Origin of the sequence: Anaerococcus kampingae, from assembly GCF_046365475.1 — a bacterium.
Taxonomy (GTDB): domain Bacteria; phylum Bacillota; class Clostridia; order Tissierellales; family Peptoniphilaceae; genus Anaerococcus; species Anaerococcus kampingae.
This window is the reverse complement of sequence record NZ_JBGMEF010000039.1, coordinates 1-11,629: the sequence shown is the minus strand read 5'-3', so window position 1 is coordinate 11,629 and position 11,629 is coordinate 1. Positions and strand designations below refer to the sequence as shown.

17 protein-coding genes and 1 pseudogene are annotated in these 11,629 nt (G+C 33.4%); all 18 read left to right on the top strand.

Annotated features, from left to right (window positions below):
• Positions 1–188: 188 nt before the first annotated feature.
• The 18 genes and pseudogenes from ACCQ42_RS08905 (at position 189) to ACCQ42_RS08815 (ending at position 11,507) form a co-directional block, all read left to right on the top strand.
• Positions 189–407, top strand: coding sequence for a helix-turn-helix domain-containing protein (locus ACCQ42_RS08905; protein WP_004830100.1), 219 nt, complete (start codon positions 189–191; stop codon positions 405–407).
• 73 nt (positions 408–480) lie between these two features.
• Positions 481–600: pseudogene (locus tag ACCQ42_RS08900) on the top strand (conjugal transfer protein); the annotation flags it as partial.
• 62 nt (positions 601–662) lie between these two features.
• Positions 663–1,181 carry a ClbS/DfsB family four-helix bundle protein gene (locus tag ACCQ42_RS08895; protein WP_004830103.1) on the top strand — a complete coding sequence of 173 codons (519 nt, stop codon included), beginning with the start codon at positions 663–665 and terminating at the stop codon, positions 1,179–1,181.
• 176 nt (positions 1,182–1,357) lie between these two features.
• On the top strand, positions 1,358–1,735 hold the full coding sequence (locus ACCQ42_RS08890; protein WP_074017833.1) for a GntR family transcriptional regulator: 378 nt from the start codon (positions 1,358–1,360) through the stop codon (positions 1,733–1,735).
• Complete coding sequence (locus tag ACCQ42_RS08885) at positions 1,732–2,340, top strand: ATP-binding cassette domain-containing protein (RefSeq protein WP_410035963.1); 609 nt, start codon at positions 1,732–1,734, stop codon at positions 2,338–2,340. The genes ACCQ42_RS08890 and ACCQ42_RS08885 overlap by 4 nt, the downstream gene beginning before the upstream one ends.
• 17 nt (positions 2,341–2,357) lie before the next feature.
• On the top strand, positions 2,358–2,612 hold the full coding sequence (locus ACCQ42_RS08880; RefSeq protein WP_410035962.1) for a hypothetical protein: 255 nt from the start codon (positions 2,358–2,360) through the stop codon (positions 2,610–2,612).
• A 3-nt stretch (positions 2,613–2,615) separates the two neighbouring features.
• Positions 2,616–3,260 carry an ABC-2 transporter permease gene (locus ACCQ42_RS08875; RefSeq protein ID WP_009346091.1) on the top strand — a complete coding sequence of 215 codons (645 nt, stop codon included), beginning with the start codon at positions 2,616–2,618 and terminating at the stop codon, positions 3,258–3,260.
• Positions 3,261–3,270: 10 nt separating this feature from the next.
• Entirely contained in the window at positions 3,271–5,481 is a 2,211-nt protein-coding gene (locus tag ACCQ42_RS08870) for a radical SAM peptide maturase, CXXX-repeat target family (protein WP_009346040.1), read from the top strand.
• Positions 5,482–5,497: 16 nt separating this feature from the next.
• Positions 5,498–5,788, top strand: a complete 291-nt coding sequence (locus tag ACCQ42_RS08865) for a CXXX repeat peptide modification system protein (protein WP_009346044.1) — start codon at positions 5,498–5,500, stop codon at positions 5,786–5,788.
• Between the two features lie 45 nt (positions 5,789–5,833).
• Entirely contained in the window at positions 5,834–5,983 is a 150-nt protein-coding gene (locus tag ACCQ42_RS08860) for a hypothetical protein (protein ID WP_009346097.1), read from the top strand.
• Between the two features lie 79 nt (positions 5,984–6,062).
• The gene (locus tag ACCQ42_RS08855; RefSeq protein WP_009346075.1) at positions 6,063–6,311 is read left to right on the top strand and encodes a hypothetical protein; all 249 of its coding nucleotides are present in this window, start codon (positions 6,063–6,065) and stop codon (positions 6,309–6,311) included.
• 323 nt (positions 6,312–6,634) lie between these two features.
• Positions 6,635–6,949, top strand: a complete 315-nt coding sequence (locus ACCQ42_RS08850; protein WP_410035961.1) for a YdcP family protein — start codon at positions 6,635–6,637, stop codon at positions 6,947–6,949.
• Positions 6,950–6,967: 18 nt separating this feature from the next.
• Positions 6,968–7,351, top strand: a complete 384-nt coding sequence (locus ACCQ42_RS08845) for a YdcP family protein (RefSeq protein WP_001234286.1) — start codon at positions 6,968–6,970, stop codon at positions 7,349–7,351.
• 28 nt (positions 7,352–7,379) lie between these two features.
• Positions 7,380–8,765, top strand: a complete 1,386-nt coding sequence (locus tag ACCQ42_RS08840; protein ID WP_000813488.1) for an FtsK/SpoIIIE domain-containing protein — start codon at positions 7,380–7,382, stop codon at positions 8,763–8,765.
• A gap of 177 nt (positions 8,766–8,942) precedes the next feature.
• Complete coding sequence (mobT, locus tag ACCQ42_RS08830; protein WP_000398284.1) at positions 8,943–10,148, top strand: MobT family relaxase; 1,206 nt, start codon at positions 8,943–8,945, stop codon at positions 10,146–10,148.
• A 42-nt stretch (positions 10,149–10,190) separates the two neighbouring features.
• Positions 10,191–10,412 (top strand): hypothetical protein, encoded by a 222-nt coding sequence (locus ACCQ42_RS08825; RefSeq protein ID WP_001009056.1) that lies wholly within the window; start codon positions 10,191–10,193, stop codon positions 10,410–10,412.
• Between the two features lie 116 nt (positions 10,413–10,528).
• On the top strand, positions 10,529–11,026 hold the full coding sequence (locus tag ACCQ42_RS08820) for an antirestriction protein ArdA (protein ID WP_000342539.1): 498 nt from the start codon (positions 10,529–10,531) through the stop codon (positions 11,024–11,026).
• Positions 11,027–11,114: 88 nt separating this feature from the next.
• Positions 11,115–11,507, top strand: coding sequence for a conjugal transfer protein (locus ACCQ42_RS08815; protein ID WP_000723888.1), 393 nt, complete (start codon positions 11,115–11,117; stop codon positions 11,505–11,507).
• Positions 11,508–11,629 lie beyond the last annotated feature (122 nt).

Below are 11,629 nucleotides of genomic sequence, written 5' to 3'. Positions count from 1 at the left end.
TAACATCAAAGGATTACCTATCACTATCTGGTGCTAAATCTCAAGGTATTAAGCAATTTATGGCAAAATAAGGACGGAATAACACAACAAATTCTCTAAAATAAATCACTAAATCAATGTAAGATTGAATGAAATCAATATTTATGCTATAATTAAATAAATCTAATGAACATAAAAAGAGGGATATTATGGCACTTAACTATAAACCATTATGGATACAGTTAGCAAAAAAAGGTTTAAAGAAAACTGATGTAATAGCTATGGCAGGGCTTACAACAAATGTTATGGCACAAATGGGCAAGGATAAACCAATTACATTTAAGAATTTAGAAAGAATATGTAAGGCTCTATCTTGCACTCCTAATGATATTATTAGTTTTGAAGATGAATTTGAACAAGAGATTTAAATTCTTATAGTTCTTTAAACTTGATTTATAAGGAATCAAAGAAAATCTTAATAAAGTTATCTAAAATTTTATTGAAATAACAGTAATGGATGGAGGCACGTGTATATACCAGATAAGAGTAGTAAGACTTTTACTATCTGATAAATTTGATATCACAAAACATAAGAATTACAAGTTACTGGAAGATTATGATTAAATATTAAGATATAATTATTTTTGGCAAAATATCTATATACAAACCATGGAGGTAGGCATATGAGGTCTTATGAAAGTAAGGAAGAATTAAAAAATGAGATTAAAAAAACTTTTGCAAAATATATTTCAGAGTTTGATAATATCCCAGAAGAATTAAAAGATAAAAGAGTAGACGAAGTTGATAGGACACCAGCAGAAAATCTTGCCTATCAAGTAGGTTGGACAGCTTTAGTATTGAAATGGGAAGAAGATGAGAAAAAAGGACTTGAAGTAAAAACACCATCAGATAAATTCAAGTGGAATCAATTAGCCGAATTATATCAATGGTTTACAGAAGCTTACGCTCATAAATCTTTAAAGGAACTAAAAGAACAATTAACAAAAAATATTGAAGATATTTATCTTATGATAGATGAGCTAACAGAAGAAGAATTATTTAAACCTCATATGAGAAAATGGGCAGATGAAGCAACAAAAACAGCAACTTGGGAAGTGTATAAATTTATTCATGTAAATACAGTAGCACCATTTGGTACATTTAGAACTAAGGTTAGAAAATGGAAGAAATTAGTACTTTAGTAACATAAATTTGACGTATATTAGAATAATTTGATTTAGACGATAGAAATTAAAACTATATCGTCTTTTTTTATACTCAAAATTGGGAAATTAAGGGGGTTGAAAAAAATTTTTATTGGTGGTATTATTAAAATAACAAGTACACATAAGTACACTTCTGAAACAGGAGGTGCAATATCAATATTATAATAAATACCGATTCTAGCGAACCGATTTATGAACAAATCGAAAATCAGATAAAAAAACAAATTATGAATGAAGATTTGAAAACTGGAGATTCTATACCATCTATGAGAGTATTGGCTAGAAATCTTAAGGTAGCTGTAATTACAGTTCAAAAGGCTTATGAAAATTTACAAAAAGATGGATTTATTGAAACTATTCATGGCAAAGGCAGTTTTATATCAGCAAGAAATATTGAATTACAAAAAATAGAAACATATAAAGAAGTGGAAGATTTAGCTAAGAAAATTGTCAAGAGCATACAATCAAGTTCTATTTCAATAGATGATTTGATAGATTTAATAAAAAAGATATATGAGGAGGGGCAATGATGGATTCATATGAAAATAAATTAGCATTAAGGGTATCTGGATTAAATAAAAAGAATAAAACAAATGATTTTTCTTTGAAAAATATAAATATTGAAGTACCTTATGGATCTATTGTAGGAAATATAGGAAGAAATGGAGCGGGGAAAAGTACTACTATTTCTTGTATACTTGGAATGTTTCAAAAAGATGATGGAAAAATAGAGATATTTGGTACTGAAGATTGTAATCAAGTAGATATTAAAAAACACATAGGTGTTGTTTTAGATGACCCAAACTTTTCATTATTATTAACGCCTAATGAGATAAATGAGGTAATGAAATTTAATTATAGTAATTGGGAAGAAGATAGTTTTAAAAATTATTTGAATCGATTTAATTTGCCAATAGACAAGAAAACTAAGCAATTTTCATTTGGAATGAAAAAAAAGTTATCGTTGGCTATAGCATTGTCTCATGAAACAAAACTTCTCATATTAGATGAAATTACTTCAGGGTTAGACCCAGTAAGTAGAGATGAGATTTTATGTATATTATTAGAATTTATAGAAAACCCAGAACACTCGGTATATATATCATCACATATTACAACAGACTTGGAAAAATAGCTGATTATATAGTTTTTATGGATAATGGTAAAGTCGTGTTGAGCGAAGAAAAAGATGAATTGTTATATAACTATGGGATACTTCGTTGTAATGATACGGATTTAGAAAAAGTCGATAAAACAGACATAATTTCATATAGGAGAGAATATGGGAGAGTAAATATTTTAGTAAAAGATATATCGAAGATAAAGAATAAGTATAAAGAATTTGTTGTAAATAAACCTAATTTTGATGAAATTTTGCTGATTTTGACAGAGGGAGGAGAATCCTAATATATGAAAGGTCTATTATTAGAAATATATTATAAAAATATTAAAAACATATGTGTAATGAATGCGTTTTTGCTTACAATTTGGATTTTGATAAATCTTTTTTCTAGCACGCAAATGCTTGTTTTTGCATATTGCGCAGTTGTAATATTCTCCAACAGTTTATTAATACTTTTATCACAGAGAAAAGATTATGATTTAAAATTGTATAAATACGAGTTCATGTTACCGATAAAAAAGAAAAACATAATTTTGTCAAAATATGTAAGTCAAATAGTTATTATTTTTCTGTCTGTATTAATGTTAGTAATCCTGAATTATATATCAATTCATGCAGGTAAGCATTATTTTGATTATGGTTTTTCGGATTTTATTATTTTATTAAATATTTTGTTAGCTTTTATTCTACAAATGGTATCAATATTTTACTTGGCTTTGTACTTTATTGATTTAGATAAAGGTGATTTGTGGTTAGTAATAGGGCTAATTGGCTCTATTGTGCTTGTAGCTATAGAGATATTTGTGGTTAATAAACTTGGATTTTCTAAGTCAGGTGGAAATGTTGCACTTTGTGTAATATATTTGATGTTATTAATAACATCATGCGTATTGAATTCAAAAAGAATGGAAAATCTAAAATTAGATACTTAGGAGGAAAATGATGGCTATAGCAGACATAAATTCAATACTTAGTAGATCATTTCGAAATGATAGGATTTCTAAAATATCATGGGAAAAAGGTAATTATTTAAATGTAACTATGTGTGTAACAGAAGAATGTAATCTGGAATGTACATATTGTTATATGGTTGGGAAGAATAATTTCAAAAAGATGACATTTGAAACAGCCAAAAAAATAGTAGACTTTATTGTGAATGATCCATATTGTAATAACTTATCAGATAATTTATTGATTGATTTTATTGGTGGAGAACCATTATTAGAAATGGAATTGATAGATAAAATAAGCGATTATATCTGTCTGTTGCTATATAGCAAAAGGCATAAATGGTTTAATAATCTTCAATTTTCCTTTTCCACAAATGGGACATTATATGATTCAAAAATAATGGAAGATTATTTAAAAAAGCACAGGTATCATGCTGGATTTGGATTCAGTATTGATGGAACTAAAGAAAAACATGATTTAACAAGAATTACTAGGGATGGAAAAGGTTCTTATGACAAGGTTATTAAATCGTTTTACAAATACAAACAAGACTATGAGGATGAAATATTTCAAAAATCGACATTTTCAAGTGAGGATTTAGTATATCTAAAAGATAGTATAATTCACTTATGGGATCTTGGATTTAAAAATGTTGAGTCGAATTTAGTTTATGAAGATGTTTGGAAAGAAGAAGATCCAAGTATATTTGAAAATCAACTTAAAGAACTTGCGGATTACATGTTTGAAAGTGGTAGATATTTGACCCATAGTGTAGCGTATTTTGAAAAAAGAAGAGGGTTACCACTTGCTAGTAATTCGTTGAATCAAAATAGGTGTGGAGCTGGATATAAGAGCTTAGCATTTGATACAGATGGGAATATTTATCCGTGTATACGATTTTTAGAAATGTGTTCTGATGATAAAAAGGGAATGATAGTTGGAAGTATAGATAAAGGTGTAGATTATAATGCCTTGAGAGCTTTATGTGGAACTACTTGGACTTCTGTAAGTGATGAAGAATGTAATAATTGTAATGTTGGAACTGATTGTGGTTGGTGTGTAGCACAAAATTATCAGGAGAATGGCTCTTTATATAACAGAGTAAAGCATATATGCGAAATGCATAAGGCTAATGTGAGGGCAAATAAATATTTTTGGAAAAGATATGAATTAGAGACAGGGAAGACATCAGATAGAGTTATTGAAAAGGTGTTGTTTTCAAAACATAATGAACTTAAATATGTTTATTTTATTACATCAGATGATGCACCTTCTTTTTGCAATTATACAAAGCGATATAATGAGGGGAATTATATGTCTAAGGACTTATATGATAATGCTTTGAAATTTTGTCTAGACAATGAAGTATTGCCTATTTTTCTGGGTAGTTATGAAATTGATTTAGATAGTGAAAAGAAAGTGTTCTTTGAAATAGACAGGAGAAGAATTTTTAAAAATCCGCAAAGATCTATAACTGTAGTTGATGAATATTCAGAAAATATAGAGACACCAGTTATAAACTACATTTTGAGAAAAAATGAGATTAGAAAGTTAAAAAACACAATTGAGAGGTTTTGCAACAACGGAATTAAACGAATAAATCTGTTTATTAGTGATATGAATTTGTGGAACGATAGTGACATTACACTATATGAAGATCAATTGCATGGATTATGTGAGTATGTTGTAGATTTATTTGTTGAAAGAGGTGTTTTTCTACAGATAAATGTTTTGAGTGACAGAATAATGCTAGAAAAGAACGAGACTAGGGATTGTGCAGCAGGGATAAATTCAGTTGCACTGGCTCCAAATGGTAAATTTTATGTATGCCCAGGATTCTATTTTACTAATCCTGACTGGAATATAGGGAATCTAAAAGATGGAATAGATTTCTCTGAAAAGCGTAAATATTTTAGGGGCAAGTCGGCAATGTGCTTAGAATGTGATGCAAATGCATGTAAGAGATGTTTATTAGATAATAAAATTACAACAGGTGAGGTAAATGTTCCTTCATCTACTCAATGCAAAATATCATTCGTAGAGGCAAATGCACAGAAATACTTTGCAAACTTATTGCAAGAAAATAATGAAGTTTTAAATATATATATTCCAGATGATCTTAAGATATTGAAATACAATGATTATGTTTCAAAAATGATTTTTAATGATGAGAGAGCAATTGCTGATAAATGGAATTATTAAGTGAGAAGGTATAAAAATGGATTGTGAGAGGAATATAGAATTAACATCAGAAGAAGTAAAAAATCTTATGATTAGAGTTCAAAAATTTAATTCGATTAGAACTATTGACTTGATTATAAGAAATAATCCTAATATAGTTGGTGAATTTGATATGGACGAAAGCATATTTGCAAATGTTGAGACTGAGCTTTTATATGCTGATAAAAATTGTAGAAAATGGTGGAATGAAATTTGTGAAAAATACAAATTGCAAAAAGATTTGGGGTTCAGGGTAGATTATGAATCCTGCGTTTTAACATTGCTATAATTGCATTAATTCAATTATAAATATATTTGGAAAGGAGGGCATTGTATGGATTTTATGCTTTACACAAAGCCAAATACACCTGACATAGTACCTTTTGCTTGTGGATATCATGACAGATGTAAGGGTTGTAGAAATGCTTGTACAGGCTGTAGCTCAGGGTGCAAAGGTTGTACAGGTGGATGGTTTATAGGTTAGGTGTTAAAAAAATAAGAAAGCTCGTAAATGAGCTTTCTTATTTCATTTTAAGAAGTAATTAAATAATTGTGGTGTGGAAATGAAAAAGAAAAAAAGCATAGTTTATAACATAAAAGTGGTTAAAATAATAAAAGAATGTACACCTAGTCAAATTCCATTGATTATAGCAAATGCCGTTTTAAAAAGTGTTCAAGCCATTATAAATATTTTGTTGTTTAAGTATGTTTTTAATATGTTAATAAATAAAGTTGAATACGATGCTTTGATAACAAATATAATTATAATTTTCTTTACTAATATGATTATTTTAATGATAAAAATAGCATAAAAATCTAGTTATCCGCATAAAAACTGGACTTATCACACTTTATCAAGGTCAAAACCACTCAATTTACTACTAATTTACTACTTATGAATGAGCTTTGATACGACGATTTATCCTTGACAAGTGAAGATATAAAGATACTTCCAATAAAATTTGAATATTTAATAGGTAGACACTTCAAAAAATGAGGTGTCTATTTTATTACCCGATTTTGAAAGGAAGTGAACTTATGAAAACAAAAAATCAAGAATCAAAAGGTCGTTCCCCACTCTTTAAGACCATCAAACATTCATTCAGCCAATAAAAAAGAAAGGATAGGTAAAAATATGGAACTTAAATTTGTGATTCCCAACATGGAAAAAACATTCGGCAATTTAGAATTTGCTGCCGAGGATAAAGTCGTTCAGCGAAGAATCAACGGACGGCTAACTGTCTTATCAAGAAGCTATAATCTCTATTCTGATGTTCAAAGAGCAGATGATATTGTGGTGGTGCTTCCTGCTGAAGCTGGCGAAAAACATTTCGGCTTTGAGGAACGTGTGAAGTTAGTCAATCCACGTATTACCGCAGAGGGCTACAAAATCGGCACTCGTGGTTTTACAAATTACCTTTTACATGCTGACGACATGATAAAAGAATAAAGAAAGAGAGGAAAAATGATGAGATTAGCAAATGGCATTGTATTAGATAAAGACACGACTTTTGGAGAATTGAAATTCTCTGCTCTACGTCGTGAAGTGAGAATCCAAAATGAAGACGGGTCGGTTTCAGATGAAATCAAGGAACGTACCTATGACTTAAAATCCAAAGGACAAGGACGCATGATTCAAGTAAGTATTCCTGCCAGCGTGCCTTTGAAAGAGTTTGATTATAACGCACGGGTGGAACTTATCAATCCCATTGCGGACACCGTTGCTACTGCCACCTATCAAGGAGCAGATGTTGACTGGTATATCAAGGCAGACGATATTGTGCTGACAAAGGATTCTAGTTCATTCAAAGCTCAACCACAAGCAAAGAAAGAACCGACACAAGACAAATAGTCGCTAGGTAGAAAGGAGACTTTTTCGCATGAAACAGCGTGGTAAAAGGATTCGCCCATCTGGTAAAGATTTAGTCTTTCATTTTACGATAGCGTCACTCCTGCCTGTTTTCCTGCTGGTTGTCGGACTGTTTCATGTGAAGACAATCCAGCAGATCAACTGGCAGGATTTTAACCTATCACAAGCAGATAAGATTGACATTCCCTATTTAATTATCAGTTTCAGTGTCGCAATTCTTATCTGCTTGCTGGTAGCGTTTGTATTCAAACGGGTTCGCTATGATACGGTTAAACAACTTTACCACCGTCAAAAACTGGCAAAGATGATACTTGAAAACAAGTGGTATGAATCTGAACAGGTCAAAACAGAGGGTTTCTTTAAAGATAGTGCTGGTCGTACAAAGGAAAAGATAACTTACTTCCCTAAAATGTATTATCGACTTAAAAATGGCTTGATACAGATACGGGTGGAAATCACGCTGGGAAAATATCAAGACCAACTCTTACACTTGGAAAAGAAATTAGAGAGTGGCTTGTACTGTGAGCTGACGGATAAAGAGTTAAAGGATTCCTATGTGGAATATACTTTGCTCTATGACACCATAGCCAGTCGTATTTCTATTGATGAAGTAGAAGCTAAAGATGGTAAACTTCGCTTAATGAAAAACGTATGGTGGGAATATGATAAGCTCCCTCATATGTTGATTGCTGGTGGTACAGGTGGCGGTAAAACTTACTTTATACTGACACTGATTGAAGCCTTGCTTCATACAGATTCAAAACTGTATATTCTTGACCCGAAAAATGCTGACCTTGCGGACTTAGGTTCTGTGATGGCAAATGTCTACTATAGAAAAGAAGACTTGCTTTCTTGCATTGAAACATTCTATGAAGAAATGATGAAACGTAGTGAGGAAATGAAGCAGATGAAGAACTATAAGACTGGCAAAAATTATGCTTACTTAGGTCTCCCGGCACACTTCTTAATCTTTGATGAATACGTCGCTTTCATGGAAATGCTGGGAACAAAAGAAAACACCGCAGTTATGAATAAGCTGAAACAGATTGTCATGTTAGGTCGTCAAGCTGGCTTCTTTCTAATACTGGCTTGTCAACGTCCAGACGCAAAATATTTAGGCGACGGAATCCGTGATCAGTTTAATTTCAGAGTGGCTTTAGGTCGTATGTCTGAAATGGGCTATGGCATGATGTTTGGCAGTGACGTACAAAAGGATTTCTTCTTAAAGCGAATCAAAGGTCGTGGCTATGTTGATGTAGGAACAAGTGTCATATCAGAGTTTTATACTCCCCTTGTACCAAAAGGATATGATTTCTTGGAGGAAATTAAAAAGTTATCCAACAGCAGACAGTCCACGCAGGCGACGTGCGAAGCGGAAGTCGCAGGTGTGGACTGATCTTGCTGGCTGGTGTGGCAATAGCCACGCCAGCACTTAACCCCCCGTATCTAACAGGGGGGTACAAATCGACAGGAAACAGTCAAAAAAACATTAGAAAATCCTTTGGTTACAAGGGATTTACAAAATTTCAGCGTATGTCAAATGGGCTTTAAAAGTTGACATACGCCTTTTTGATTGGAGGGATTTTTACTGAATGAACAAACTTGGTTACAGCATTTAAAAGAAAAACGCTTGGCTTATGGACTATCTCAAAACCGTTTAGCTGTTGCGACTGGTATTACAAGGCAGTATCTAAGCGATATTGAAACAGGAAAAGTCAAGCCATCAGAGGATTTACAGCAGTCCCTTTGGGAAGCTCTGGAACGCTTCAATCCCGACGCTCCCCTTGAAATGCTGTTTGATTATGTAAGGATTCGCTTTCCGACAACAGACGTACAGCAGGTGGTCGAAAACATCTTACAACTGAAACTGTCCTATTTTCTTCATGAGGACTATGGTTTCTATTCTTATTCAGAGCATTATGCTTTAGGCGACATATTCGTCCTTTGCTCCCATGAACTGGACAAAGGAGTTCTGGTGGAATTGAAAGGTCGTGGGTGCAGACAATTTGAAAGCTATCTTCTGGCACAACAAAGAAGCTGGTATGAGTTCTTTATGGACGTTTTGGTGGCTGGCGGTGTGATGAAACGCCTTGACCTTGCCATTAACGATAAGACAGGGATTTTGAATATCCCTGTACTCACTGAAAAGTGCCAACAGGAAGAATGTATCTCCGTCTTCCGCAGTTTTAAAAGCTATCGCAGTGGCGAACTGGTACGCAAAGAGGAAAAGGAATGTATGGGAAACACCCTCTATATCGGTTCATTACAAAGTGAAGTTTATTTCTGTATCTATGAAAAGGACTACGAGCAGTACAAGAAAAATGATATTCCCATTGAAGACGCAGAAGTAAAAAACCGTTTTGAGATTCGATTGAAAAATGAGCGTGCCTATTATGCAGTCCGTGATTTACTCGTCTATGACAATCCAGAGCATACCGCCTTTAAAATTATCAATCGGTATATCCGTTTTGTAGATAAAGACGATTCCAAACCTCGTTCTGATTGGAAACTGAATGAAGAATGGGCTTGGTTTATTGGGAACAATCGTGAACGATTAAAACTAACCACAAAACCAGAGCCTTACTCCTTCCAAAGGACGCTGAACTGGCTATCTCATCAAGTTGCCCCGACCTTAAAGGTTGCGATTAAACTTGATGAAATCAACCAGACGCAGGTTGTAAAAGACATTCTCGACCATGCGAAACTGACAGACCGACACAAGCAGATTTTGAAGCAACAGTCAGTAAAAGAACAGGACGTGATAACAACAAAAAAATAACTCAAATACAAATTCATTGAATATAGAGAGGAGAACATTTTTATGAATTTTGGACAAAACCTTTATAACTGGTTTCTATCAAACGCTCAATCACTGGTGCTTTTAGCAATCGTTGTGATTGGCTTGTATCTTGGCTTCAAGCGTGAGTTTAGCAAACTGATTGGCTTTTTAATTATTGCGATTATTGCGGTTGGCTTAGTCTTCAACGCTGCTGGAGTAAAAGACATTTTACTAGAGCTATTCAATCGCATTATTGGTGCTTAAATAAAACCGTTCTTTTGTGGAATATAAGTGGTTTTCTTATGTTCCGCAAAGGAATGGTACACCAAACGAAGTGCGGTAGGGATTTTTGAATCTCTACAAAGAAAGGACGTGAATATATGGACGATATGCAAGTCTATATTGCGAATTTAGGCAAATACAATGAGGGCGAATTGGTCGGTGCGTGGTTTACCTTTCCCATCGACTTTGAGGAAGTCAAAGAGAAAATCGGCTTGAATGATGAATATGAGGAATACGCCATTCATGACTACGAGTTACCCTTTACGGTTGACGAATACACTTCCATTGGCGAACTCAATCGACTATGGGAAATGGTATCGGAATTACCCGAAGAATTACAATCGGAGCTATCTGCTCTGCTCACTCATTTTTCAAGCATTGAAGAACTAAGCGAACATCAAGAGGATATTATCATTCATTCCGATTGTGATGATATGTATGACGTGGCACGCTACTACATTGAAGAAACGGGTGCTTTAGGCGAAGTACCAGCTAGTCTTCAAAACTATATTGATTATCAAGCATATGGTCGGGATTTAGACCTTTCAGGAACGTTTATCTCAACCAATCATGGGATTTTTGAAATCGTCTATTAAATCTGTCGGTACATTACTACTGGCAGATTTTCTATTTTACGGGGTGGCTCAATCAGCTACCCCTATTTTTTATGAAAGGATTGATTACATGAAGAAAATACGAAGCTATACCAGTATCTGGTCTGTGGAAAAGGTACTGTATTCTATCAATGATTTTAGACTTCCGTTTCCCATAACCTTTACGCAAATGACATGGTTTGTCGTGTCACTCTTTGCAGTGATGATACTTGGCAACTTGCCCCCTCTTTCCATGATAGAGGGAGCATTTCTCAAATACTTTGGGATTCCTGTGGCTTTCACATGGTTTATGTCTACAAAAACTTTTGATGGTAAAAAGCCTTATGGATTTTTGAAGTCTGTCATTGCTTATGCACTGCGACCAAAGCTGACCTATGCAGGAAAAAAAGTAACGCTTGGCAGAAACCAGCCACAAGAAGCCATTACAGCAGTTAGGAGTGAATTTTATGGCATATCCAATTAAATACATTGAAAACAATCTCGTCTGGAATAAAGACGGGGAATGTTATGCTTACTATGAGCTTGTTCCTTACAATTACTCATTTCTAAGTCCAGAACTGGTATGGATACAATAAATAGTACAAT

Bases quoted from the DNA above. Each gene is read 5' to 3' on its own strand.
- ACCQ42_RS08905 (WP_004830100.1), top strand. From the start codon at position 189: ATGGCACTTAACTATAAACCATTATGGATACAGTTAGCAAAAAAAGGT.
- ACCQ42_RS08895 (WP_004830103.1), top strand. From the start codon at position 663: ATGAGGTCTTATGAAAGTAAGGAAGAATTAAAAAATGAGATTAAAAAA.
- ACCQ42_RS08885 (WP_410035963.1), top strand. From the start codon at position 1,732: ATGATGGATTCATATGAAAATAAATTAGCATTAAGGGTATCTGGATTA.
- ACCQ42_RS08880 (WP_410035962.1), top strand. From the start codon at position 2,358: ATGGATAATGGTAAAGTCGTGTTGAGCGAAGAAAAAGATGAATTGTTA.
- ACCQ42_RS08875 (WP_009346091.1), top strand. From the start codon at position 2,616: ATGAAAGGTCTATTATTAGAAATATATTATAAAAATATTAAAAACATA.
- ACCQ42_RS08870 (WP_009346040.1), top strand. From the start codon at position 3,271: ATGGCTATAGCAGACATAAATTCAATACTTAGTAGATCATTTCGAAAT.
- ACCQ42_RS08865 (WP_009346044.1), top strand. From the start codon at position 5,498: ATGGATTGTGAGAGGAATATAGAATTAACATCAGAAGAAGTAAAAAAT.
- ACCQ42_RS08860 (WP_009346097.1), top strand. From the start codon at position 5,834: ATGGATTTTATGCTTTACACAAAGCCAAATACACCTGACATAGTACCT.
- ACCQ42_RS08855 (WP_009346075.1), top strand. From the start codon at position 6,063: ATGAAAAAGAAAAAAAGCATAGTTTATAACATAAAAGTGGTTAAAATA.
- ACCQ42_RS08850 (WP_410035961.1), top strand. From the start codon at position 6,635: ATGGAACTTAAATTTGTGATTCCCAACATGGAAAAAACATTCGGCAAT.
- ACCQ42_RS08845 (WP_001234286.1), top strand. From the start codon at position 6,968: ATGAGATTAGCAAATGGCATTGTATTAGATAAAGACACGACTTTTGGA.
- ACCQ42_RS08840 (WP_000813488.1), top strand. From the start codon at position 7,380: ATGAAACAGCGTGGTAAAAGGATTCGCCCATCTGGTAAAGATTTAGTC.
- ACCQ42_RS08825 (WP_001009056.1), top strand. From the start codon at position 10,191: ATGAATTTTGGACAAAACCTTTATAACTGGTTTCTATCAAACGCTCAA.
- ACCQ42_RS08820 (WP_000342539.1), top strand. From the start codon at position 10,529: ATGGACGATATGCAAGTCTATATTGCGAATTTAGGCAAATACAATGAG.
- ACCQ42_RS08815 (WP_000723888.1), top strand. From the start codon at position 11,115: ATGAAGAAAATACGAAGCTATACCAGTATCTGGTCTGTGGAAAAGGTA.